Annotated in this window: 19 protein-coding genes; 10 read left to right on the top strand and 9 right to left on the bottom strand. The window is 64.8% G+C overall.

The window, feature by feature from the left end:
* Positions 1-10 precede the first annotated feature (10 nt).
* Positions 11-1,183, top strand: coding sequence for an amidohydrolase (locus tag GLS40_RS08320; protein ID WP_160382304.1), 1,173 nt, complete (start codon positions 11-13; stop codon positions 1,181-1,183).
* Here the strand turns inward: GLS40_RS08320 and GLS40_RS08315 are convergent.
* Genes GLS40_RS08315 through GLS40_RS08300 form a run of 4 tightly spaced genes read right to left on the bottom strand, consistent with a single transcriptional unit; the run spans position 1,172 to position 5,311 of the window.
* A complete protein-coding gene (locus GLS40_RS08315) occupies positions 1,172-2,206 on the bottom strand; it encodes an alpha/beta hydrolase (protein ID WP_160382303.1) in 1,035 nt (344 codons plus the stop codon). The two genes, GLS40_RS08320 and GLS40_RS08315, sit on opposite strands and share 12 nt — an antisense overlap.
* 1 nt (position 2,207) lies before the next feature.
* Positions 2,208-3,632, bottom strand: coding sequence for a gamma-aminobutyraldehyde dehydrogenase (locus GLS40_RS08310; RefSeq protein WP_160382302.1), 1,425 nt, complete (start codon positions 3,630-3,632; stop codon positions 2,208-2,210).
* Between the two features lie 27 nt (positions 3,633-3,659).
* On the bottom strand, positions 3,660-4,676 hold the full coding sequence (locus GLS40_RS08305; RefSeq protein WP_160382301.1) for a pyridoxal-phosphate dependent enzyme: 1,017 nt from the start codon (positions 4,674-4,676) through the stop codon (positions 3,660-3,662).
* On the bottom strand, positions 4,673-5,311 hold the full coding sequence (locus GLS40_RS08300) for a helix-turn-helix transcriptional regulator (RefSeq protein ID WP_160382300.1): 639 nt from the start codon (positions 5,309-5,311) through the stop codon (positions 4,673-4,675). The genes GLS40_RS08305 and GLS40_RS08300 overlap by 4 nt, the downstream gene beginning before the upstream one ends.
* Positions 5,312-5,403: 92 nt before the next feature.
* Here GLS40_RS08300 and GLS40_RS08295 point away from each other — a divergent pair, with 92 nt between their 5' ends.
* On the top strand, positions 5,404-6,465 hold the full coding sequence (locus tag GLS40_RS08295) for a threonine aldolase family protein (protein ID WP_160382299.1): 1,062 nt from the start codon (positions 5,404-5,406) through the stop codon (positions 6,463-6,465).
* A gap of 132 nt (positions 6,466-6,597) precedes the next feature.
* On the opposite strand, the gene GLS40_RS08290 is transcribed toward GLS40_RS08295, so the two are convergent.
* The 4 genes from GLS40_RS08290 to GLS40_RS08275 form a co-directional block, all read right to left on the bottom strand.
* Complete coding sequence (locus tag GLS40_RS08290; protein ID WP_328598886.1) at positions 6,598-7,902, bottom strand: aminotransferase class III-fold pyridoxal phosphate-dependent enzyme; 1,305 nt, start codon at positions 7,900-7,902, stop codon at positions 6,598-6,600.
* Positions 7,903-7,978: 76 nt separating this feature from the next.
* On the bottom strand, positions 7,979-8,971 hold the full coding sequence (locus GLS40_RS08285) for a TRAP transporter substrate-binding protein (RefSeq protein WP_160382297.1): 993 nt from the start codon (positions 8,969-8,971) through the stop codon (positions 7,979-7,981).
* A 17-nt stretch (positions 8,972-8,988) separates the two neighbouring features.
* Positions 8,989-9,516 carry a TRAP transporter small permease gene (locus tag GLS40_RS08280; RefSeq protein WP_160382296.1) on the bottom strand — a complete coding sequence of 176 codons (528 nt, stop codon included), beginning with the start codon at positions 9,514-9,516 and terminating at the stop codon, positions 8,989-8,991.
* The gene (locus GLS40_RS08275) at positions 9,513-10,790 is read right to left on the bottom strand and encodes a TRAP transporter large permease (protein WP_160382295.1); all 1,278 of its coding nucleotides are present in this window, start codon (positions 10,788-10,790) and stop codon (positions 9,513-9,515) included. Before GLS40_RS08275 ends, GLS40_RS08280 begins: the two co-directional genes overlap by 4 nt.
* Positions 10,791-11,061: 271 nt before the next feature.
* On the opposite strand from GLS40_RS08275, the gene GLS40_RS08270 reads away from it, so the two are divergent.
* The 8 genes from GLS40_RS08270 to GLS40_RS08235 all read left to right on the top strand — a co-directional run bounded on the left by GLS40_RS08270 (position 11,062) and on the right by GLS40_RS08235 (position 22,356).
* Positions 11,062-11,817, top strand: coding sequence for a TetR/AcrR family transcriptional regulator (locus GLS40_RS08270; protein WP_160382294.1), 756 nt, complete (start codon positions 11,062-11,064; stop codon positions 11,815-11,817).
* Positions 11,814-13,268 carry an amidase gene (locus GLS40_RS08265; protein WP_160382293.1) on the top strand — a complete coding sequence of 485 codons (1,455 nt, stop codon included), beginning with the start codon at positions 11,814-11,816 and terminating at the stop codon, positions 13,266-13,268. Before GLS40_RS08270 ends, GLS40_RS08265 begins: the two co-directional genes overlap by 4 nt.
* 431 nt (positions 13,269-13,699) lie before the next feature.
* Positions 13,700-14,908 (top strand): CaiB/BaiF CoA transferase family protein, encoded by a 1,209-nt coding sequence (locus GLS40_RS08260; protein ID WP_160382292.1) that lies wholly within the window; start codon positions 13,700-13,702, stop codon positions 14,906-14,908.
* Positions 14,905-15,741 (top strand): IclR family transcriptional regulator, encoded by an 837-nt coding sequence (locus tag GLS40_RS08255; RefSeq protein ID WP_160382291.1) that lies wholly within the window; start codon positions 14,905-14,907, stop codon positions 15,739-15,741. Before GLS40_RS08260 ends, GLS40_RS08255 begins: the two co-directional genes overlap by 4 nt.
* A 200-nt stretch (positions 15,742-15,941) precedes the next feature.
* Positions 15,942-17,099, top strand: coding sequence for a TAXI family TRAP transporter solute-binding subunit (locus GLS40_RS08250; protein WP_160382290.1), 1,158 nt, complete (start codon positions 15,942-15,944; stop codon positions 17,097-17,099).
* A 68-nt stretch (positions 17,100-17,167) separates the two neighbouring features.
* The gene (locus GLS40_RS08245; RefSeq protein ID WP_160382289.1) at positions 17,168-19,165 is read left to right on the top strand and encodes a TRAP transporter permease; all 1,998 of its coding nucleotides are present in this window, start codon (positions 17,168-17,170) and stop codon (positions 19,163-19,165) included.
* A 59-nt stretch (positions 19,166-19,224) separates the two neighbouring features.
* The gene (locus GLS40_RS08240) at positions 19,225-20,490 is read left to right on the top strand and encodes a serine hydrolase domain-containing protein (protein ID WP_160382288.1); all 1,266 of its coding nucleotides are present in this window, start codon (positions 19,225-19,227) and stop codon (positions 20,488-20,490) included.
* 579 nt (positions 20,491-21,069) lie between these two features.
* Positions 21,070-22,356: a Fic family protein gene (locus GLS40_RS08235; protein ID WP_160382287.1), complete on the top strand. Its 1,287-nt coding sequence runs from the start codon at positions 21,070-21,072 to the stop codon at positions 22,354-22,356.
* Between the two features lie 138 nt (positions 22,357-22,494).
* Here the strand turns inward: GLS40_RS08235 and GLS40_RS08230 are convergent, their stop codons facing one another.
* Positions 22,495-23,559, bottom strand: a complete 1,065-nt coding sequence (locus tag GLS40_RS08230; protein WP_160382286.1) for an AbrB family transcriptional regulator — start codon at positions 23,557-23,559, stop codon at positions 22,495-22,497.
* Between the last annotated feature and the right edge of the window lie 328 nt (positions 23,560-23,887).

The following is a 23,887-nucleotide window of genomic DNA, read 5'->3' as shown; positions in this document are numbered from 1 at the left end:
AGGAACCGACATGACAATGTTGCCCGACATCGACGCGCTGTGCGCCGCCATGACAGAGGTTCGCCGCGATCTGCATGCCCACCCTGAACTGTCGCTGGACGAGGTACGCACAGCCGATGTCGTCGCCCGTCATCTGCAAGAAAGCGGGCTGGATGTGACGCGCGGCATTGGCGGCCACGGGGTCGTGGGCACCTTGCGGCGCGGGGGAAATCAGCCGGCCATCATGTTCCGCGCGGATATGGATGCGCTGGCCATCGAGGAAGCCTCGGGCGTGGCCCATGCGTCGCGCACTGCCGGGGTCATGCATGCCTGTGGCCATGACGGTCACACGGCGATGCTGCTGGGGGCGGCGCGGGCGCTGGCGGACGATCCGGCGGTCACGCGCGACATTCATTTCGTGTTCCAGCCCGCCGAAGAGCGCTATTGCGGCGCGCAGCGCATGATCGACGACGGGCTGCTGACGCGGTTTCCCTGTGGCATGGCCTTTGGCCTGCACAATGCGCCGGGCCTGCCTGTGGGCACATTCGCAACCCGCACCGGCCCGATGATGGCGGCCGCGGGCATCTTCTCGGTCGTTTTCACCGGAACCGGCGGGCATGGCGGCGGCAGGCCGCATCTGGCAGCCGATCTGACACTTGCGCTGGCGGAATTCACCATCGGCCTGCAAACCGTGATCCGGCGCGGTTTCGCACCGCTCGATCCGATCGTTCTCACACTTGGATCGGTGCAAGGGGGGAACGAAAACGCGTCCAACGTGATGCCCGCGCGGGTCAAGGCGACCGGCACCATGCGTTGCTTTACCCAGGACAATTGCGACCTGATCGACACCGCGCTGAGCGCCCTCGCCGAGCGGGTCGCGCTGGTCAATGGCTGTGATGTCAAGCTGGACGCGCAATGGGAAGCGCGCCCGCTGGTCACCGATCCCGAGGCCACCGAGATTGCCCGCGCGGCTGTCCGAACCCTGGGTCGCGATCTGGACGAAGCGCCGATGACCACAGGGGCCGAGGATTTTTCGGATCTGACGCAGGCGGTGCCCAGCTCGTTCATGTTGATCGGCAATGGCGTTGAAAAAGGCGCGGGCGGCGATGCGCTGCACGCGCCGACCTATGATTTCAACGACGAGGCCATCCCGCACGGCATCGCCTATTGGACCGCACTGGCGCGGCAGGTGTCACAGACCTGAGGCAAAGTCCCGCGCGACATGCCCGCACAGGGTCAGGGCCTGTCGCGCATCTTGCAGATGTTGCGACATCTGCAAAAAGCCGTGCGGCATCCCCTGTGCCACATCCAGCCGCACGGAATGTCCCAGGGCCAGAAGCCTGCGCCACAGGGCCAGACTGTCAGACAACAGCGGGTCCAATTCGGCCGCCAAGATGTGCACCGGCGGCAGGGTCGTCAAAGCGGTATCGCTGGCGTGAAGCGGCGCGGCCAGCGGGTCGCTGCGCCGGGCGGGATCGGGCAGATACCATTCGGTGTACCGCTGCAGCTTGCCCGCGGTGAAGCCGGGGTAATCGGCAAAGCGCAGGTGCGAGGCACGTTGCTGCCCCGGCGCGAACATGCCGTAGTAAAGCAGCAATCCCGCGGCGGGTATCTGCCGTTCCAGCAGCAGGGTTGCGATGGCCAGATTGGCCCCGGCGGAATCGCCGCCCACCAGCACCGGACCTGCGGTGCAGCCGATGGTTTCAGGCTGCTTGGCAAGGGTCACACAGACGCTGGCCACATCAAGCAGCCCTGCGGGAAAGGGGTGCTCGGGCGCTTTGCGGTAGTCGGGCAGGACAACGGACATGCCGGCGGCTTGCGCCAGGCTGCGCCCGGCGTGTTCATCGGTTTCAGGCGCACCAAAGGCAAAGCCACCGCCGGGGATCATCAGGGTCGCGCCCGGCGCAGGACTATCCGGCGTCAGCACCACCACGCGACATGGGGCGGCATTGGCCCGGGCGGGGGGCAGAACATATTCGCAGCGCTGCATCGGCGGCAGATCCGTATTCCAGACCCGCGCGCGCCTGGCGACCAGCGCCCGGCCTTCGGCAGCGGGCAATGTGGTTGCATCGACCTGCGGCCCTGAACCGCCCGATCTGGCCTTCAGGGCAAGCAGGCTGGCGGCGGGCGTGTCAGGAATCTCTTGCGGTTGTTCCTCGCGTTGCGGGTCAAGCCAGCCAGGCAAGGCATGGGACCAGACCGGCAGCAACGGATCGCGTCGGGACATCCTAATGCGCTATCATGATGTGCCGGATCGCCGTGTAATCCTCAAGCGCATGCAGGGACATATCCCGCCCATAGCCCGATGCCTTGAGCCCGCCATGAGGCATCTCGTTCACCAGCATGAAATGGGTGTTCACCCAGGTGCAGCCGAACCGCAGCCCTTTCGACACCCGCATCGCCCGTGACACGTCGCGGGTCCAGACCGACGAGGCCAGGCCGTAATCGGTGTCGTTGGCCCAGTCCATCGCCTGCGCTTCGTCGTCAAAGCGCACGACCGTCACCACGGGGCCGAACACCTCCTTGCGCACGATCTCGTCGTCTTGGGTGACATTGCTGATCACCGTCGGCTGGTAATAGTGGCCCTTGCCATCGGCCACTGAACCGCCGCACAGCACGGTCACCCCGTCGCGCGCGCGGGCACGCTGGACAAAGCCGTCAACGCGGTAGCGTTGTCTTGCCGTGATCAGCGGGGGAATTTCGTTGTCGGCATCGTCGGGGCAGTCATATCGCAGGGTCTTGACCGCATCCGCCAGCTTTTGTGCAAAGGCATCGTGAACCGCGCTTTGCACATAGATGCGACAGGCGGCGGTGCAATCCTGACCGGCGTTGTAAAAGCCGAAATTGCGGATCGCGTCGACCGCCGCATCCATATCCGCGTCGTCAAAGACCAGCACGGGGGCCTTGCCGCCCAGTTCAAGGTGCGTGCGTTTGATCGTGGTCGCGGCGGCGTTCAGCACGGCCTTGCCGGTGCCCACGTCGCCGGTCAGCGAAATCATGTCGACCTGCGGGTGCCCGATCAGCGCGGCCCCCACGTGGGGGCCGTCGCCGGTCAGGATGCTCAACACGCCCTTGGGCAGAATGTCAGCCACCAGCGAGGCAAATCGCAGCGCGGTCAGCGGTGTGTGTTCGGCCGGTTTCAGCACCACGGTATTGCCCGCCGCAAGGCTGGGGGCCAGCTTCCACGCCAGCATCATCAGCGGATAGTTCCAGGGGGCAATCGCGGCCACCACGCCGACCGGATCGCGGCGCACAAAGGATGTGTGGCCAGCGAGATATTCACCGGCCAACGGGCCGCTCATCGACCGGATCGCGCCTGCGAAAAAGCGAAAGCAGTCGGCGGTGGCGGGGATTTCATCGTCACGCACGCAATGCAACGGCTTGCCACAGTTCAGTGCCTCCAGCCCGGCCAGCCTGTCGCCATCCGCCTCGATCCGGTCGGCGATCTGCAGCAGCAGGGTGGCGCGCTCGGACGGGGTGGTTTGCGACCATGCCGGAAAGGCGCGCCGCGCCGCCATGACAGCCGCATCGATCTGCTCGGCGCTGGCGGACGGCACGGTCACGATGCCCGTACCGGTGCGCGGATTGATCAGCTCGATCCCGTCGCCACCTCCGGGGACAAAGCTGCCGTCAATAAAGTTCGCGGTTTCCATTCGGCTCTCCTGAGGGGGCATGCGCAGCTAGGGCGTGGCGATCTGTTCCAACGCTTTCGCGTGGCGGCTTTCGGTGATGTTTCCGCCGCACATCACGGCCAGCGGGCGCGGCATGTCCCGGGTCTGCGACAGCTTTTGCCACCCGGCGACGGCTAGGGCGGCGGCCCCTTCGACGCGTTGCCCGCAATCGGTCATCAGACGTTTCATCGCCGCCGCGATCTGGGGCTCGGTGCAGGTGACGGAACTGGTCAGACGGTCCAGCGACAGCGGTATCGTGATGCTGCCGGGGTCGATATCGCCCGCCACGGCACTGGCCAGGGTCGGCTCATGGCTGCGCAGGGCGGCGGGCACCTTGCGCCAGTAGAGCGGCGCCGAGTTCTGGGGAAAGCAGGCGTGCAGCCGGATATCGGGCCGCAGATGCTGCAACACGACGGCCAGGGCGGAAAACAACCCGCCGCCGCCGACCGAGACGAACACATCCGTCACATCGGGGTAATCGCGAACGATTTCCGCGGCGATCGTCGCATGGCCCAGCAGGACGCCAAGGTGGTTGTAGGGGGAAATATACGTGGCACCGTTGCGCGCGGCGAGGCTTGCGGCGTGACGCTCGGCGCTCAGACAATCCGCGCCGTAGATGATGGTGCGCGTCGCGATCTGGCGCACCACTTCGTATTTGGCCAGCGACACGTCCTCTGGCAGCACCACGGTCGCGGCCAGCCCGTTGCGCGCCGCCGCATAGGCGACCGCCAGCCCGTGATTGCCGGACGAGGCGGTGAAAACCTCGCCCTGTACCGCAGGCAGAACAGCGGGGATGCCCTGGACAGTCGTCATGGCACCGCGCACCTTGAACGATCCGGTTGGCAGCAGGTTTTCCAGTTTCAGCAAGAGTGGACCTGCGCCGTTGATCGTGGCGGTGATGGTGGTCGAGTTCCGCAGGTCGTCCGGCAGCAGGTCGGCCGCGCGCCCGTGAGTGTTGCGCAGAATGCGCGCGGCCTGTTGCGCTGCATCGTTTTGGGCGCCGGACCAGACCAGACGCGGTGTCACAGCCCGCTTCCCAGATCGTTGGACTTGTCACGGGCCGGGCGCATCGCCTTGTACAGCGTTGCCCGCGAAATCCCCAGCAGTTGTGACACATAGGTCGGCGAGTTGCGGATGCTGAAGGCTCCGTCGGCATCCAGATCCTGGATCATCTCGGTGCGCTGGTCACGGGTCATCGCTTCGAGCGACGTGCGCCGTTCGCGCAGGAACTCGTAGATGCGCGTGTTGATCTGTTCACGCCAGTCGGTTTCGAACAGAACCGATGGCTGATCGGCCTGTTCAGGAATCCCGATCAGGGATTGCAGCATCTCGGCCGCAGCATCAAAGCGCGAGACATCGAGGTTGACGCAGAACAGCCCGGTTGCCGCGCCGTTTTCGTCGCGCAGCACGGCTGTCGTCGACTTCATCCGGTGCAGGTCGCGGCTGATCTTGGGGTAGGGGCCCATCACATCCAGATCAAGCGAGATATTCTCGTCCATCGCGGTCTCGGATGGGTCACCAACCTTACGCCCCGAGATCGGATTGACGATATAGGCCACCGTGTCGGTTTCCAGATCATGCAGAACCACCTCGGCGTGGGGGCTGAGCAGGGCCGCAAGGCTGTCGGCGACGGGGACATAGTTTTGGAAGATTATTCGCATGGTCTCAATCTATGCGTCCTATACAAATTGTCAACGCTATTCATTTAGTATATTCGTGACGCAGCGCACCTGCAGGGAGGCAGCAGACCGTCATGAATTTTGGCAGCGACAACCGATCTGGCGCATCGCCCGCTGTGCTGGATGCACTGATCCGCGAGTTCAGCCAGAATGGCGCGTCATATGGCACCGATGAAGCCACAAAACATGCGGAAAACAAGCTGCGCGACGTGTTTGATTGCGATCTTGTCGCCTATTTCGTCACCTCGGGGACGGCGGCAAACTGCCTGGCGCTATCTGCGCTTGGCGATCCCTGGGGGGCGATCCTGTGCCATCATCAGGCGCATGTCCTGCGCGATGAATCAACAGCGCCCGAGTTTCTGACAGGTGGTATGCGTCTGATGCCGGTGGCGCCCTTTGATGTGCGGTTGAAGGCACAGGGCCTTGCCGCGCACATCCGCGCCATGCCGGACGACGGACCGCACAATATCCGCCCCCAGGTCCTGTCTGTCGCACAGGCCAGCGAAAACGGTCAGGTCTACGCGCCGGACGAGGTGCGCGCATTGTGCGACGTGGCGCGTGATGCGGGGCTGCGTGTTCATATGGACGGTGCGCGTTTTGCCAATGCGGTGGTCCATCTGGGATGTCACCCGGCCGACATCTCTGTCGGGGCGGGGGTGGATGTGCTGTGTCTGGGGGCCACCAAGAACGGGGCTGTCGCCGCCGAGGCCGTCATCTTTTTTGACAAGACACTCGCGCGGGGCTTTCCCGAACGGATGAAACGCAGTGGCCATCTGGTGTCCAAGGGCCGCTTTCTGGGCGCCCAATTCGGGGCATGGCTGCAAGATGATCACTGGCTGGCGCTGGCGGGTCATGCCAACGCGCGGGCACAGGAGCTGGCCACGGCCTTGCTGTCTATAGGCGGGGTGCGCATTGCCCTGCCACCGCAGGCGAACGAGGTCTTTGCGGTGCTGCCCCGCCAGACAGGCGCGCAATTGGCCGATGCGGGAATTGGCTTTGCCGAATGGTACGACGATGCGGTTCTGCCGGACCGGGTCGACCTGGATCATGAGGTTCTCGTGCGTTTCGTGACCTCGTTTTCGAGCAGCGATACCGAGATTGCAGCCATTTCCGACATCGCGCGCAAGGCGGGCTGATCCCGCTGGCTGGGCGGCACCTGCAATTGCGCAAGCCCGCTTGAAACGCAATGCTGCCCCCGTCGGGTTCGAGCGAGGGCAGGAACCGAGACAAGGCGGCGTCTCAGGCGAAGACGATCATGGGTCGGTCCGTCAAGTCCGCAGATGTGCCGCGGCCAGCGCGTCGCTGCGCCTGTCGAGAAATGCCGCGACGCAGTCGACGAAACCCGAGATTTCGCCCTCGCCCAGAGGCAGGCTGAGTGCGATGAGGCCACGCGCGGCGATATAATACCCGGCCTCGAGCAGGTCGAACTGCATCAACCGGCGCAGCGCGGTGTCGGTGGCGCGGTCGCCGTGGCCATGGATATTCATGATCGAACCCAGGCCGCTGACCGAATAGGGGGCCTGCCGGTCGCGGAAGAGGGTCGAGAGGCGTGCCCGGACCGTCTCGCCCCGGTCGAAGAGCGCGTCCAGGGCATCGGCTGTCAGGTAGGTTTCAATGGCGGCGATCCCGGCGGCCATTGTCAGCGTGTTGTTGTTGAACGTTCCGGCGTGTCCGATGGCGTCAGGCCGCCGGGGGTCGAGCCGGGACATGATGTCGTGCCGCCCGCCGAAGGCACCGAAGGCCAGCCCGCCGCCGAAGAATTTCCCGATGGTCGTCATGTCGGGGCAGGGGCCGAACCGGCCCTGGTAGCCGCCGTAGGCCATGCGCGAGGTCTGGATCTCGTCAAAGATCAGGATCGCGCCGGTGTCTTTCGTCAAACGCCGGAGCGAGGCCAGGAACGCGGCAGAGGCCGGGCGGCAGCCGCCCGCGCCCAGCATCGGTTCGACCAGCACGGCGGCGATGCTGGTGCCGTGGGAAGCGAAATACGCCGTCGCGGCGTCACTGTCGTCATAGGGCAGAACGGCGAAATCGTGCGGCACGTTCACCGGGGATCCGCCGTCGCCGAAGGTCAGGACGCCGCCATGATAGCCGCCTTCGAAGACCACGATCCGGTCGCGCCCGGTGACGATCTTGGCGGTGGCGAGCGCCATCAGGTTCGCTTCGGTCCCGGAGTTGGCAAAGCGGACGAGGTCGAACGACGGGAACCGGGCGACCAGCAGTTCGGCCAGCCTGGATTCGAGCGTGTTGTGGGAGGACAGGTTGATGCCGTCCGCCTGCGCGGCGGCGACGGCGGCGGCCAGTTCGGGCGGTGTGTGGCCGTAAATGCCCGCGGTGAATTCGCCCAGGAGATCGACATAGGTGTGCCCGTCCACATCGGTGATCCGGCAGCCTTCGCCAGATGCGACGCACAACGGGAACGGATCGTTCCACAGAGAGGTGCGGGTGTTGCCGCCAGGCATGACACGGGCGGCGCGGGCATTGGCGGCGGCGCTGCCGGCGCATCTGCGGGCATAGGCCGCCTCGGCCCCGGCCAGCGCGGTTGCAAGGGCGGGGGGAAGTTCCTGGGCTTGCACGGTACGGTCTCCGGTCGTGAGGTCTGGCATGCGCGGGATGTGCGGCGGCAGGAGCCGCCGCAGCCGGCGCGGTCGATCAGGGTTTGGCGGCTTCGATCGCCTGCAGATAGACGTCCTTGTTCGGAATATCGAGTTGGTCCACGACCGAGGCGGTGGCCGCAACGAATTCTGCGCGGGCGTCGGGGCTGAGTTCGGTAACCTCGAATCCCGCATCGCGCAGTTTCTGCTTCTCGACTTCGACCGCGCCGGTGGTCCAGGTCATGAGATCGTTATCGGCATAGGCGACGGCGGCGTCGACCTTGGCCTTGTCCTGGTCCGACAGGCCATCCCACCACGACTCCGAGGCCATGGCCAGCCGGACCGAGACGAACATGCCGGAATCGGTGTAGTACTTCAGCAGGTCACCGTGACCGAAGGTCAGCGGCACGTTGACCGGGTTGATGTAGCCGTCGGCCACGCCGGTCTGCAAGGCGGCCGGAACCTCGCTGAAGGGGATGACGACGCCGTTGGCCCCGATGGCCTCGATCAGCTTCAACTGAGACGCGTCCAGGGCCCGCATCCGGATGCCGTCGAAATCGGCCAAGGTGGCGATCGGCTTCTTGTTGTTGAAGAAGCCGGCGAACCCGGTCAGCGGGATGATCGCCAGCACGTGCACGCCCGAGCCTTTCATCTTCTCGTTCATCTCGTCGATGAAGCCCGAGGTCTTCAGGTAGTTGCTCAGGTGCTCCATGCTGTCGAACACGAAGGGCAGGCGGATGACCTCCATTTCGGGCACCAGCTGGATGCCGAAGGCATAGCCGCCCATGTCGACATTCAGCAGACCCGACCGCATCTGGTCGAACCGCTCGGCCTCGCCGCCGATTGAGTTGTTGGCGAAGGTCTCGACCTCGAACCCGGCTTCGGCCAGCTTGTCGGTGAAGTTCTTGGCCCAGCGGTAGGACGGCTGCACGTCATAGGATGGCGGCGTGTCGTAGGCCAGGCTGACCGACTGCGCGGCCGCGGGGGCGGCGCCGGTCAACAGCGCGGCAGAGACAGCGAGCGCGGCGGTCAGAGTTCGGTTGAAATGCATTGATACCTCTCCTGTGGTCAGTGAAGATCCTGTTCCGGATCGTGGTTGATGGGGGGCGGCAGAAACGGAGCGGTCAGCGCCAGGGCCAGGGCGTGAAGGCAGATCACCACCGCCGAGACCGGCACGGCGAGCGCCACCCAGACGGGCGAAATGCCGAGACCCTCAGAGACTTGCTGGGCCTGACGCGCAAGGAACGGGACAGAAAACCACAGCACCGTGCCCAGAAAGATCCATGCCCCGGCAAGCCGCGCGACCGCTTGCGCGACCCGGACCCAGGGCCGGCGCAGCGGCGGCTGGTAGAGTTTGGGATCGGCGCCTTCGTGGAATGCCACCGTCGCGCCGAGGAGACCGCCCCAGACCATACTCCATCGCGCCAGTTCCTCGGTCCAGAACGGCGGCGAAGCCAGCACATAGCGCGACAGGATCTGCAGCGCGACGGTGAGCAGCATTATGACGAAACAGGCAACGCAGGCGACCGTGACGGCCGCGTTCAGCGCGTCGTCGCACCGTTTCAGGCGGCGGGACAGTGTCAGCAGCGCGCTCATCCCGCGTACCCGAACAGGCGCGGCAGGACCATCGAGATGCCGGGCACATAGGTGACGATCAGCAGGATCACGATCTCGACGAGCACGAAGGGGATGACCGCCCGGCAGAGCCGCCAGTAGCCGACTCCGGTGACGGTCGAGACAATGATCAGGCAGGCGCCGAAGGGCGGGGAGGCCATGCCGATGGTCAGGTTGAGGCAGATGACGATTCCGAGGTGCACCGGGTCCACGCCCATCGTCACGGCTGTCGGGGCGAGCAACGGCACCAACAGCGCGAGCGCCACGGGGACCTCAAGGAACATGCCCGCGATCAGGAACACCACGTTCAGCAACAGCAGGTATGTCCAGCCGTCGAACCCCAGCCCGATCAGCCATTCCGCCATCCGGGTCGGAAGCTGTTGCAGACCGGCCAGATAGCCGAAGGCGGCAACGGCGGAGAGGATGAGGAATATCGAGCCGGACAGGACCGCCGTGCGGCGGAAGGCGGCAAAAAGCCCCGCCCGGTCAAACGGCCCGTAGAGCCTCCCGACGATCAGCGCGCAGAAAACCGACAGTGTGGCGGCCTCGGTCGGGGTGACGATGCCGAATACGATGCCACCGATGATGATGACCGGGATCAGCAGCGCGGGCAGCGCATCGCGGATCACGGCGCGTTTGTCAGACATGGGTGTGGACTGGCTGGCATAGCCTTCGCGGCGGGAATAGACGGCGTTCAAGAGCATCAGCGCCGCCGCCAGCAGCAGCCCCGGAAGGAAGCCCGCAACAAAGAGACCCGCGACCGAGGTGCCCATGAGCGCGCCGTAGAAGATCATCACGATCGACGGCGGGATGATCGGCCCGATGACCGAGGAGGCCGCCGTGATGGCCGCCGCATAGGTGTCGCGATAGCCTTCCTTGCGCATCTGCGGCACCAGCATGTTCGACAGCGACGCGGCATCCGCCACCGCCGATCCCGAGATCCCGGCGAAGAACACGCTGGTCGCTACATTGACATGGCCGAGCCCGCCCCGAAGCCCGCCGAACATCAGCATGGCAAGGCGCAGCAGCGCCTGGGTCACGCCGCTGCGGTTCATGATCTCGCCCGCCAGGATAAAGAGCGGCATGCTCATCAGGGTGAAGTTATCTATGTGGGCGACGATCTTCTGCGGGATCGCGGCCAGGAACATCGTGCGATCTGCCGCCACGAAGCTCAGCACCGCCGTCGCCCCGATCACGTAGGACAGCGCCACGCCGCCAGCCAGCAGCAACGCGGCAATGGCCAGCAGCAGGATCATCGCACGCCTCCGCTCCGGTGGCCTGAAAGGCGGCTCAAGGCACGCCCGGCGTCGTGGATTCCCCTTGCGGTCATGTCGTGCCCCGACCTCCGTGCGCGTGATTGGCTGACCGGACGCTAGCCCTTTCATGTACAGCGTTCAATAAAATTGTACGGCGTACATGAACGTTGTACATCGATGCCTTGTATTTGGTCTGCCAAGCGGTCACTAATGGTGCGAAACCCTGTCGACCGGCAGTCCGGCGCGGGTGTCACGACGCAGGATTTTCGACATGGATGTCTATCAGCCCTCTGGCGCCCGCCGGAAAAAGCGCGCCCGGAATGACGAGGAACCCGCGCTGTCGCGTGAGCGGATCGTGGCAACCGCCCTGCAGTTGATCGACGAGAAGGGGCTGGACGTTTTCAGCCTGCGTGCCGTGGCCAAGGCACTGGGCGTTTATCCGACCGCGCTCTACTGGCACGTGCCGAACCGGAACGCGCTGGTGGTCGAAGTGATCGGCCATGTGCTGTCCGAGGTCGTGCCGCCGAGGGACCTGCCGTGGGAGCCCTGGCTGCGCAGTTTCATCACCAGCTACCGTACGGTGATCCGGCGCCATCCCAACGTCGCGCCGCTGATCGGCGTGCAGCTGTTGTCCAACGCCAGCGTTGACCTGACGATGGTCGAGGGCGTGCTGAAGAAGCTGTCGGAGGCGGGGTATTCCGGCGAACCGCTGGTGTCCGCCTACAATTCGGTGATCGGGACGATGGTCGGGTTCGTGACGCAGGAATTCGCGATGGTGCTCGACAACGATGTCGAAGACTGGATGCAGCGCATGTCCGGGATCGTGGCGAGGATCGACCCGGACGACCATCCGGTGCTGACCGCGCACAAAGACCTGATGGTGAACCGGTCGTTCATTCTGCGGTGGGAAAACGGCGCGACGGCGCCACTGGATGGCGGGTTCGACTTCTATGTCGAGGTTCTCATCGCGGGGCTGAAAGCGCTGGCCCCGGCGGGGGATACCCAAGCCGCGGGAGTGCCGCAATGAAGCCCAGAGAGCTGACCGCGATGGAAGCGCGCCGTCTTCTGCAGCGCCGCGACTTGTCCGCCCTGGAACTGCTGGACGACTGCCTGGAGCAGATCGATGCAACAAACCCGGCCGTCAATGCGATCGTGGCGATGGACGTGCCGCGCGCCCGCAACGCGGCCCGACATATCCGGGGGGACGAGGGACCTCTGGCGGGCCTGCCGTTGCTGGTCAAGGACATGGTCGACGTGGCAGGGCTGCCGACAACATTCGGATCAACTCTGTTCCGCGACAACATCCCCGAAAACGATGACGTCATGGTCAGCGCGTTGCGGGCGGCCGGGGCGATCCCGTTCGGCAAGACCAACTGCCCCGAATTCAGCGCCGGGGCCAATACGCGCAACCGGGTCTATGGTGTGACGCAGAACCCCTACGACCTGACGCGCAGCTCGGCCGGATCATCAGGCGGTTCGGCGGCCGCTCTCGCCGCGAGGATGGCGCCGCTGGCGACCGGATCGGATACCGGCGGGTCCCTGCGCAACCCGGCGGCATTTTGCGGGGTGGTGGGCTTTCGCCCAAGCCCCGGTGTCGTGCCCGCGGCCAGCCGGGCGGTGGGGTTGATCCCACTTTCGACCATCGGGCCGATGGCCCGCACGGTCGAAGACGCTGCACTGTTGCTGTCGGTGCAGGCCCGCGCCGATGCCGGGGATCCCTTTACTGCCGTGGCCGGTGGCCGCACGGCCTGGGACTCGGCCAGCTTCGCAGCCTTGCCGGTTGCAGATTTGTCCCGACTTCGCTTCACCTTCACCCCCGATTTCGGTTTCGCGCCGACCGAGTCGATGATCCGGGACTGCTTTGCAAGGATCGTGACAGCGCTTGCCGCCGACCTGCCGATGCTCGACCCCGGCACACCCGACAGCCACGATGCCGACCGGATCTTTTCGACCCTGCGCGGCCTGTTGTTCCTCGGCCAGAACCGCGATCTCGTTAACAGGCATCCCGGAGAAATCGGGCCGAACGTCACGGCCAACGTTGAGGAGGGGCTGGCGCTGAAACCCGAAGAGGTGACCGCCGCCTTCATCGCGCAACAACGCTATGCCCTGCGCTGGCTGGCGCATTTCGAAACGGCTGACTACATCCTCAGCCCGGCAGTCTGCATCGGGCCGCGCGACTGGCATGAATTGTATCCGGTCGAAATCGACGGAGTGCCGACAAAATCCTACTACCACTGGCTCGCACTGGCCTATGCCTCGACGCTGGCGGGTTGTCCGTCGCTCACCATCCCCTGCGGGCGGGACGCCAACGGGATGCCCTTCGGCTTGCAGATCGTGGGTCGACGATACGACGATCTGGGCGTCCTTTCGGTTGGCGCCGCGCTGGAGTCGGTCATCGCCGGCTCAAGCGACCTGCGGTCCATCGCGCCTGACATGGCCCGCCTGCAAGCTGCCCCGCCGGCCGCACGAGAGGCCTAGACGGACACAAGAAGTCGCCCGGCCGCGCCGCTGGCTTTCAGCACCATGACATCGCCGCCGGAAGGGAAGACTCCGCCGGCGCCGGTCAGGACGACGGCTCATATCCCCGCATCGGGCGCGGCGTTCAGCATCCGCCCTTGCAACCCGGCCTGGACGTCCGGGCCAATCGCGTTCCGCGTCCCGGGGCCGTCGGGGGCGACCGGCAGGGCTGCACCCTGATCGGCAGCGGTCAGCGCGATCGGCCGACCGATCCCGAGGCTGGTCCCGGAGATCAGGACGCCTTTGTTCTGGAACGGTTCTTCACGGCCCCCTCCTGCGTGACGCGATGCCTTTCCCCCGAGAGAATGACCACATAGTAGATCAAGACATAAATTCATTTGAATTAATAGAATGAAATGTTATGCGGATTTTAGCAATTGAGGAGACTGACCGTGTCGGAGACCAAGGGACAGGGGCCGCTTGCCGGGCTGCGCGTGCTGGATATCGCAACGATCATCGCCGGGCCGATGGCGGCCACGATGATGGCGGATTTCGGGGCGGAGGTGGTGAAGCTGGAACTGCCGGGCGTGGGCGACGGGCTGCGTGGATTCCCGCCGCTGAAGGAGGGCAAGTCGCTCTGGTGGAAGGTCACCAACCGGGGCAAATACTTCGGCACGCTCGATTTGCGCCGCGAAGAGGGCAAGGAGCTGTTCCTGGACCTCGTCGCGAAGACCGACGTGCTGGTCGAGAACTTCCGCCCCGGGACGCTTGAAAAATGGGGGCTGGATGTCGAAACGCTCTGGCAGGCAAATCCCAAGCTGGTGATCCTGCGCCTCAGCGGTTTCGGGCAGGACGGCCCCTACCGGCAGATGTCCGGCCTTGCCCGGATCTTCGAAGCCATGGGCGGGCTGACCGCCATCTCCGGCGATGCCGACCGCGCGCCGATGCACACGGGCTACCCCATCGGCGACCCGATCGGCGGGCTGTTCGGCGCCTTCGCGATCATGGCCGCGCTCTGGCGGGTGGCGCAGGGCGACCAGCAGGGTGAGGAAATCGACCTGTCCCTGACCGAGGCGCTGCTGCGCATCATCGAGGTGCTGGCCATCGAATACGACCAGCTTGGCGCGATCCGCGAAAGGGCAGGCAACCGGAATGCCTATTCCGCCCCCTCCGACGTCTACCTGACCTCGGACAAGCGTTACGTGACCGTGGCGGGCAGCACCGCGCGCACCTTTGCCAACAACGCCCGGGCCATCGGTCGCCCCGACCTGATCGACGACCCGCGCTTTGCCGACAACACCTCACGCGTGGCCAATGTCGCGGAACTGGACCGCATCTTCGGCGGCTGGATCGCGTCCCACACCCAGGACGAAGTGGTGGCGGCCTTTCGCGCGACGGGCGGTACGCTTGCGCCGATCTATTCCATCGACCAGATCTTCGCCGACCCGCATTTCATCGCGCGCGGCACCATCGCCCGGGTCGCGGACGAGGACTTCGGAGAGGTCCGCATGCAGGGTCTTGTCCCGCGCTTCCGCAACAACCCGGGCAAGATTCGCTGGGCCGCCAAGGGTATCGCGGCGGACAACGAATATGTTTACAAAGACCTTCTTGGTCTCGATGACTCTCGTATCGAACAGTTGAAGGAAAAAGGGATCATATGAACGCGGCAAGAGGACAGGACAGGTCGAAGGATCAGGCGACGGAGCAGGACGCCGAGCTCGACGCATCCATGTCATCGACGCTGATGCGCGGGATCGAAATCCTTCAGTGCTTCTCTGCCTCCGACCAGGAATTGTCCAATGCCGAGATCGCGCGGCGGATGGGTCTGAAACGCCCCACGGTATCGCGCCTGTGCAAGACGCTTCTGCATCTCGGTTATCTGCGGAAGACACAGAAAGGCGCCTTCCGCCTCGCGCCCCGTCTGCTTTCTCTCAACTATCCCGTCCTGGCGACGATGCCCTGGCGCCACAATGTCGTGGGGCCCATGCGCGAGATGGCCGAGATGTGCTCTGGCAATGCCTCCATCGGCGTGATGTCCGGGGATTCCTTCGTGCATGTCCAGACCGCCGGTCTCCCGCCCGGCTGGCCGCATGTTCCCGATATCGGGCAATCCGGGCCGCTGCACCATTCCGCGCTAGGCTGGTCCATCCTGTCGATGCTGTCGGACACGGACTACAGCGCCAAGATCGAGGAGATCCGCGCGATCCACGGACAGGACCTCGACGAGTCCCGTCCGGTCATGGAAGCAGCCGTCGCCCGGTGCCGGGCGGAAGGCTTCTGCGTGTCCTATGGCGACTGGCGGCCGGAACTGGTTGCAGCCGGCGCACCGATCGGGCGGACAGAAGACGGCCTGTATGTCGCCATCGCCTGCGCCGTCCCACGCTATCGCGCGGTTGCGGAATATTTCGAAAACGACTTTGGCCCCAGGCTGGCCGAGGCGGCGGCGTCCATGCGTCTTTCCGGCGTCTTCAAACTGGCGACACCGCTGAGCTGACACCCCCCGACATTTCGGTGCGACGTTGCGGCCTGTCAGGGCCAGCGGACCATTGTACTCACGATACTTGTTCCAATAATTGGAACGATACAAGACAACGAACTAATAAATAGAAATTTGGTTTGAAGCTCGGTTGGCAATGTGCAAGGCTCGGCCTTGGAACCGGCGTCTTGACACGCTGGACACCAAGGGAGGACATCATGAAAAAGTTATTCCAGGCTGCCACGCTGTGCTTGGCCGCAACCGGCGCGCATGCCGCTGATTTCAAACTGCCCGGCCAGGTCGCCTGGACAGCCTACGGAACCGGATCCGCCGGGTATAACGAAGCCGTGGCCATGGGCGCCGCGCTTCAGGACGAGGCCGGAATCAACCTGCGGATCCTGCCTGCCGGCAATGACGTATCCCGTATGGAGCCGCTGCGTCAGGGCAAGGTCCAGTTCTCGTTGAACGGGATCGGGGTCTACCTTGCCCAGGAGGGCGTGCTGGACTTTGGCTCGGAGAACTGGGGGCCGCAGAAGATCCGCGTGCTTGGCACCAACTCGGGCGGCGGCGTCGCCATGTCGGTCGGTGTCGCGAGAGAGGCCTGCGACAAGGTCGGCAAGCCCGATTGCGAGGGGTTCACCTATGCCGATATCAAGGGGCTCCGCGTCGCGCAGATCAAGGGCGCGCCGGCGCTGAACACCAACACCACATCCTGGCTGGCCTATGGCGGGCTGGGCTGGGGCGATGTGGACATCGTGGAATTCGGCGGCTTTGGTGCGGCGTGGAAGGGCATGGTCGACGGGACCGTCGATGTCGCCTTTTCCTCCACCAATTCCGGCGTGACCTACGAGGCGGCGGCAAGCCCGCGCGGGCTCTACTGGCCGCCCTTCGATCCGTCCGACGACGCCGCATTCGCCCGGCTGACAGAGGTTGCGCCCTACTACATCAAGTCGCGCGGGACGGTCGGCGCCAATATCGACGGAACCGATGGCCGGGACATGGCCGCCTTTCCCTATCCGATCCTCATCGGCCTTGACGATACCGACGAAGACCTCGTCTACAACATGACCAAGGCCATCTTCGAACTGCTTCCCGCCTTTTCCGGCAAGACACCGGGGATCGAGGGCTGGGCGATGAAGTTCCAGCAATTCGAATGGGTCATTCCCTACCACGCCGGCGCGATCCGCTACTACAAGGAAGCCGGAGCCTGGACCGACGCGGCGCAGGCGCACAACGACATGCTGATCGCCCGCCAGGACACCCTTGCCGCCGCCTGGGAAGAGCTCAAGGCCGCCGGCCCCGCCGACTGGGACGCGGCCTGGCCCGAAAAGCGGCGCGAAGCGCTGAAGGCCGGCGGCTTTCAGGTCGCCTTCTGAGCAGGCGGGCGGGGCAGATCCCCGCCCGGGCCTGACATCGGCCAGACTCCACGGGCAGGATTGCGACAATGGGCGACAGCGCGGTTACCGACCGTACGGCAAGAGTTCTTGAAGAGGAGCTCGTCAGCGAAAGGCTGACCTTCACCGGCCCCGCCCGGTGGTACATCGGCATCGTCACGACTGCCGCGATCCTGCTGGCCATCAAGCAGCTGTTCAACCTGCGGTTCGGTTTCGTGTTCCTTGAGGGGACGTACCTTTACCTTCTTGCGGGCATCTTCCTGTCCGTCACCTTCCTCGGGTTCCGGATCACGGGGCGCCGGTCCGCCGATATTCCGTGGTACGACTGGATCCTGGCCATCCTGACGCTGATCGTCGGCGGCTATTTCGCCGCCAACTCGGACACCAGCCAGCAGAACGGATGGGAATATGCCGCGCCGGACACGGCGATGTGGATGTCCATCGTCTTTTACCTTCTGATCCTAGAAGGCACACGCCGGGCCGGGGGCCTGATCCTCTTTGCCGTGGTGCTGGTCTTCTCGCTCTACCCGACCTTCGCAAGCAGCGTGCCCGATCCGCTGAGCGGCTTCACCCAGCCCTTCACGGACGTGGTCCCCTATTTCATGATCTCGGCAGAGGCCTCCTTTGGCATCCCGATGCAGGCCTTCGGGACGCTGGTGATCGGCTTCATCCTTTTCGGCGCGGTGCTTCAGTTCACCGGGGGCGGACGGTTCTTCAACGATCTCGCCCTGGGACTGGTCGGCCAGTACCGGGGCGGGGCGGGCAAGGTGTCGATCTTCGCGTCGGGCTTCATGGGGTCGATGTCGGGTTCGGTCATATCGAACGTGCTGACCACGGGCGCCGTGTCCATCCCTGCGATGAAATCCAGCGGCTTCACCGCGCGTTTCGCCGCCGCGACCGAAGCCTGCGCCTCCACCGGGGGCGTGCTGATGCCGCCGATCATGGGGGCCACGGCCTTCGTCATGTCCTCGTGGCTGGGGATGCCCTATGTCGACATCATGATCGCCGCGGCGATCCCCTCCGCGCTCTATTACTTCGGGCTTTTCGTCCAGATCGACGCCTATTCGGCGCGCCGCAGCCTGACCGGCCTGTCGCGGGCGGACCTGCCGAAGCTGGGCGGCGTGATGCGGGACGGCTGGCCCTACCTTCTGGTCTTCGCGCTGCTCATCTTCCTGATGACGGCCTACAGGTGGGAAACGACCGCGCCGTTCTATTCCGTTGCCCTGCTGCTGCTGTTCAATCAGGTCAGCCGGCGGGACAGGTTCACGGCGGGCGGGCTCGTGGACATGATCGTCTCCGTCGGCAGAACCCTGGCCGAAATCGTCTCGATCCTCCTCGGCATCGGCATGATCATGGGGGCGTTCCAGGCGACCGGCCTCACCGGACCGCTGGCGAACGAGCTGGTTCATGCCGCCGGCAGTTCGACCGCGATGCTGCTGCTGATGGGCGCGCTGACGTCCTTCATCTTCGGCATGGGGATGACGGTCACCGCCTGTTACATCTTCCTGGCCGTGGTTCTGGCGCCCGCGCTGGTTCAGGCGGGGCTCAACGAACTCGCCGTGCACCTGTTCATCCTCTACTGGGGGATGGTCAGTTTCATCACCCCGCCCGTGGCGCTTGGCGCGTTTTCCGCCGCCACCCTTGCCGGGGCCAACCCGATGGCGGCGGCGTGGCAGGCGACGCGGCTTGGCGTGGTGATCTACGTGATCCCGTTCTTCTTCGTCCTGAACCCGGCGCTGATCGGGCAGGGGCCCGCAGCAGAGGTCGTCCCCGCGATCATCAGCGCGTTCTTCGGCGTCTGGCTCATCGCGGCCGGGATGCAGGGCTACCTGGCCTTCGTCGGCACGCTCGGGTCCGGTGCGGTCGCCATTGCGATGCGGGTCGTGCTCGCCCTGGCGGGCCTGCTTGTCGCAGCCCCCTTCGGCGGGGTGATGGGCCTCAGCACGACGCAGGTGTCGATCTTCGGCCTGATCCTCGCGTGCTTTCCGGCCGCATTCGCCTGGCGGCGCAGACATCCGGCAGAGGCCGGTGGCAGAACAGCCGACTGACGGCTGCACGACACCGCCCTGCGGGAGGCAGCGGCGGACAACCAGATGGAGGAATTACCATGAAAGCTGCAATCAGATTTGCGGCCGCGGGAGCGGTGTTTGCCATCGCGACCGCCACGCTGGCCGCGGACCTGCCGATGGCGGAACCGGCAGAGGTCGGCATGTCTGCCGAAAAACTCGGCCGCATCGACGCCCTGCTGGAAGACAAGATTGCCGCCGGAGCCTTTCCCGGCGCGGTGGTTCTGGTCGCCCGGGACGGCAGGATCGCCCATCTCTCGGCCCTCGGGAAGCGCAGCCCGGAGGGGGAGGCGATGACCACGGACAGCATCTTTCGCATCTATTCGATGACAAAGCCGGTGACCTCGGTCGTGGCGCTGATGCTGGTCGAGGAAGGCAAGCTGGATCTGGCGGCACCGCTGTCGAAATACCTTCCCGAATTCGCGGAGATGACCGTCGCCACCACCGCCGCCGACGGGAGCGTCCGGACCGAACCCGCCAGACGGAAGATCACCGTGCTGGACCTGATGCGGCACACGGCCGGCCTCACCTACGGCTTCTTCGGAACCGGCCCGGCCCGCGCCGCCCTGAAGGCCGAGAACCCCGGCAATGGCGAGAAGACCAACCGCGAGGTGGCGGAGGTGCTCGGCAGCCTGCCGCTGGAGCATCAGCCCGGAACGGTCTGGGAATACAGCCGCGCCACCGATGTGCTGGGGGCCGTGATCGAGGTAATCGAGGGCGCAAAACTGAGCGAGGTGATGAAGGCCCGGGTGTTCGACCCGCTCGGCATGACGCGCACGGGGTTCAGCATCGACGATCCCGCGGACCAGGCCCTGATCGCCGAGCCGTTCGACGACGACCGCATGATCGGCAACATCGCCGTTTTCGATCCCCGGGAAACGCGGCCCTTTGAAACCGGCGGCGGCGGGCTGGTCTCCACGGCGCAGGACTATGCCAGGTTCATGGCCATGCTGATGAACGGCGGATCCTTCGACGGGGTGCAGCTGCTGTCACCCGCGACGGTCAAGTACATGCTGACCGACCAGCTTGGCGATATTGCCAAGGGCCAGTTCGACATTCCCGGTCGCGACTACGGCTTTGGCCTGGGCGTCGCGGTGCGTCGCGAGGCGGGCGGCGGCGTTCTGAACGGCAATCCCGGCGACTTCTTCTGGGGCGGTTCGGCGGGGACTTACATGATGGGCGACCCGGCGGAGGACATGTTTGTCATCTGGATGCTTCAGGCGCCCAGGAAGAGCGCCGGCCTCCGCGGGATCCTGCGCAACATGATCTATGGCTCGATCACCGAGATCCACGCCTCCGCCAACTAAAGGGTCCGTTGCATGATCTCGGCGGAAATCGCCGTCTCTGCTTGCTTGTGAAGATGAAGGGGCCGATGGCGTGGCGCAGTGTCCTGGTCAAACGGCATCGGTGTCGGCAAGAGATCGTCCGGATGGCCCTTCGCCGGTGCTGTCGCCATTTGGTGTCGCACATGGATATGCTGGCCGAGCGCGGCATGACGGCAGACGCCCTTCCGCAGGATCCGAAAGCGCCAGTTCGGGACCTGCGGGAGCGGGGTTGCCCATCAGGTCGACTGCGTGGCCAAACCCTTTCCGCAAGCTGCCTGAAACGGGCGAGGGGGCGGCCCGTGGTGCGCGCCGGACACGTCGATGCAACGGAGCCCGCCATGCGGTCCCGGGCTATCGTTTCATGCGCTGTGCAACGATTCAGCCGAAGGTCAGGAAAAACACATAATTTCAATATGATAGTCGTTTCACCCTTCCGGTGATGGCCGCTTCTGCATCCTGCCGTCCGTATCGTTGCAAAATCCGTGAAACGAAACCTTGCGCCCATGAAAAATGTAGGTGTATCAATGCTATAATCGTCTCATACTTGCGGGATATCGTTTCATGGCCTTGTCGGATCAAGACATCCTCGACTTTGTCCGAGAGAACCCGGGCGCCGGACGCAATGCCATCCGGAAGGGTGTCGCGCAGGATGTGAGCGAAACCACCATATGGCGTCTCCTGCGGCGCATGGTGGAGGACGGTCGCCTCGAGGTATCCGGCAAGGGCAGGGCGACGGGATACAGGCTTGCCGGTGGTGCGGTCGTCCGGGCGCATTTGTCGACGCCCTACAACAGGCGCGCGCCGGTGTCCTATCGACCGGAATTTCTGGACGCATATGTCCCGGGAAAGACCTGGTATCTGTCCGCACCGGACCGCGACAGACTGCTGGAGGCTGGCCGTCCGCAGGGTGGCGCGCTTCCGGCCGGAACATATGCGCGCCGGATCCTCGAACAGCTTCTGGTCGATCTCAGCTGGGCGTCGTCCAGGATGGAGGGCAACACCTACGATATTCTGCAGACCGAGCGACTGATCAGGTTTGGCGAAGAAGCTGCGGGAAAGGATCGGAAAGAAGCCCTGATGATCCTCAACCACAAGGACGCCATCCAGCATGTGGTCGACAATCTCGATGCGATCGCGCTGCGGCGTGCCGATCTGTTCGCGATTCATGCGCTGCTTTCAGACGGTCTGCTGGCGGATCCGGCGATGTCGGGCCGATTGCGGGCGATGCCGGTCGCGATCTCGCACTCCAGCTATCGGCCGCTCGACGATGCGGTCACGATCGCAGAGGAATTCGACATCCTGCTGCACAAGGCGGCCCGGATCGCCGATCCGTTCGAACAGTCGTTCTTCCTCCTGGTGCACATCCCGTATCTGCAGGCCTTTGCCGACGTGAACAAGCGCACCTCGCGCGTGGCTTCGAACATCCCGCTGCTGAAGTCGGATCTTGCGCCGATGTCCTTCACGACGATGGACGACGGCGATTATGTCGACGGGCTGATCGGGGTCTATGAACTGAACAACGTGGCGCTGCTGCGCGAGGTCTACGTAGACGCGTACCTGGCGTCCGCCGAAAAGTACCGAATTCTCCGCGCCGAGGTCGAGAGCCCGGAAAAGGCAGCCCTTGCCTATCGGGACTTTGTCCGTGCCGCGGTCCGGCGTTGCGTTCTCGAATTCAAGGCCTTCCGAAACGATGCGGTTGACGCGATGGCCCTGGCCGCTGGCATACCCGATGCGGATCGGGCGGATGTTGTCGCTTATGTCCGCGAGCAGATCGCGGGTCTGCATGAAGGCAATGTCATCCGCTACCGGCTGACACCGGGTGACCTGGACGGGGTGGACCTGCGCTAGGTCGCCGGGCGGACCGCACCGTCAAGCACCGTGTGCGGTGGCGGGAACCGGGGCTGGAAGAAGCCGGTTCTGTCACCGGTACGGAAATCGGCGGAGATGGCGGCATGCGCGCACGCCGCGACTGAGATCCTCCCGGGTCTACCTGCGCGCCTCCCTCCGCTGCTCGTAGGCGTCGATCATGCGGATGATCCACGGTATGTTCGACATGAACAGAAAGATCCTGGTCAGCTGAAAGGCCGTCACAAGGGCGAGGTCGATCCCCAGGAACTTGGCCGTCAGCGCCATTTCGGTGACACCGCCGGGCGCGGCCCCCAGAACGAGGACCTCCCACGGCTGACTGGCCAACAGGGCAATCGCGACCGCAATCCCGGAAACCAGACCCAGCAACACCAGCGTGCTTGCAATGATCGCAAACAACTGGCGCTTTTGATTGAGGAACAGGTCGTGCCGAAAGGTGCTGCCCAGCCAGGTTCCCAGGACGATCTGCGCGAGGGACAGGAGTTCCGTCGGGAAGGCCGCGGGGTGCAGACCGATGGCACTGGCCGCCGCCGAGAATGTCAGCGGCCCCAGGAAATAGGGGTTGGACAGTCCGACACGCTTGAAGAGCAACGCACCCGTGAGGGCCAGCAGCGCCAGGAACCCGTTGCCAATCGGATCGAAGCTGCCGCCGCTTACCGCGCCGGAACGGTCAGGCCAGCCGTCCAATGCAAACACCGCGATCGGCACGAGGATCACCACCGCCGCGATGCGCGTGGTCTGTGCAAGGATGACCGGCGCGGGGTCGCACCCGTGACGTTCGGCCATGATCGCGGCTTCGACCGGGCTTGTCGGAAATGTCGACAGGAACGCCTGCGACAGACGGATCCGCGTGGTGCGCGCCACGAGGACGGCAATCATGCCGGCACAAACCGCCGACGCAAGTGCAGTCCCGATCATGACCGGAGCGAGGTTCAGCAATGCGGCCAGCGCGGCCGGCGTGAATGCAAGACCCACCTGCGCGGCAATGACCATCTGACCGAACGGACGCGTCTTGACCGGAACCATGACCTTGAGAAAGCCCGAGATCGACAACGTTGCCGACAGGACAAGCGGTCCGATCATCCAGGGCAGGGGGATGCCCAGCCAGGCGAAGACCCACCCGGCGCAAGCGGCTGCCAGGTAAAGTGCGGAAAGGGAAAGCAGGGTCTTGATGCGCGGCGACACAGCGAAGTCCTTGGGAGTCTTGGGGGTGTTTCAGGTGCACAGCCGTTCGAAGCCACCGGTTCAGGGCGGCCCGGATGGGGTGGCAGGTCGGTGGCCGCGCTAAACCGTATTCGGCGCGTTCGGGACAGGACCGGGCCTGCCGGCAGGGTCGGGGCCAGTCGACATCGCGATGGTGCGAAGGGCCGGGTCGCCGGTTTGCGGTTGGTCTGAACCACCCATGGTGCTGTGTCCTCTTGCAGAGCCAGGAACCGTCCTGCGGTGTGTTCCGGCGGTGCGCAACATGCTCACAGCATAGTTCATCCAGGGCTGGCCTGAACCCAACCAATGG

The sequence above is a fragment of the Pseudooceanicola pacificus genome (assembly GCF_009789075.1).
GTDB lineage: Bacteria > Pseudomonadota > Alphaproteobacteria > Rhodobacterales > Rhodobacteraceae > Pseudooceanicola > Pseudooceanicola pacificus.
The sequence above is the reverse complement of the archived record's forward strand: the minus strand, read 5'-3'. Positions and strand labels throughout refer to the sequence as shown.

Excerpts from the sequence above, each read along its gene's own strand:
- GLS40_RS08320 (WP_160382304.1), top strand. The coding sequence starts at position 11 with ATGACAATGTTGCCCGACATCGACGCGCTGTGCGCCGCCATGACAGAG.
- GLS40_RS08315 (WP_160382303.1), bottom strand. The coding sequence starts at position 2,206 with ATGTCCCGACGCGATCCGTTGCTGCCGGTCTGGTCCCATGCCTTGCCT.
- GLS40_RS08310 (WP_160382302.1), bottom strand. The coding sequence starts at position 3,632 with ATGGAAACCGCGAACTTTATTGACGGCAGCTTTGTCCCCGGAGGTGGC.
- GLS40_RS08300 (WP_160382300.1), bottom strand. The coding sequence starts at position 5,311 with ATGCGAATAATCTTCCAAAACTATGTCCCCGTCGCCGACAGCCTTGCG.
- GLS40_RS08295 (WP_160382299.1), top strand. The coding sequence starts at position 5,404 with ATGAATTTTGGCAGCGACAACCGATCTGGCGCATCGCCCGCTGTGCTG.
- GLS40_RS08285 (WP_160382297.1), bottom strand. The coding sequence starts at position 8,971 with ATGCATTTCAACCGAACTCTGACCGCCGCGCTCGCTGTCTCTGCCGCG.
- GLS40_RS08280 (WP_160382296.1), bottom strand. The coding sequence starts at position 9,516 with ATGAGCGCGCTGCTGACACTGTCCCGCCGCCTGAAACGGTGCGACGAC.
- GLS40_RS08275 (WP_160382295.1), bottom strand. The coding sequence starts at position 10,790 with ATGATCCTGCTGCTGGCCATTGCCGCGTTGCTGCTGGCTGGCGGCGTG.
- GLS40_RS08270 (WP_160382294.1), top strand. The coding sequence starts at position 11,062 with ATGGATGTCTATCAGCCCTCTGGCGCCCGCCGGAAAAAGCGCGCCCGG.
- GLS40_RS08265 (WP_160382293.1), top strand. The coding sequence starts at position 11,814 with ATGAAGCCCAGAGAGCTGACCGCGATGGAAGCGCGCCGTCTTCTGCAG.
- GLS40_RS08255 (WP_160382291.1), top strand. The coding sequence starts at position 14,905 with ATGAACGCGGCAAGAGGACAGGACAGGTCGAAGGATCAGGCGACGGAG.
- GLS40_RS08250 (WP_160382290.1), top strand. The coding sequence starts at position 15,942 with ATGAAAAAGTTATTCCAGGCTGCCACGCTGTGCTTGGCCGCAACCGGC.
- GLS40_RS08245 (WP_160382289.1), top strand. The coding sequence starts at position 17,168 with ATGGGCGACAGCGCGGTTACCGACCGTACGGCAAGAGTTCTTGAAGAG.
- GLS40_RS08240 (WP_160382288.1), top strand. The coding sequence starts at position 19,225 with ATGAAAGCTGCAATCAGATTTGCGGCCGCGGGAGCGGTGTTTGCCATC.
- GLS40_RS08235 (WP_160382287.1), top strand. The coding sequence starts at position 21,070 with ATGGCCTTGTCGGATCAAGACATCCTCGACTTTGTCCGAGAGAACCCG.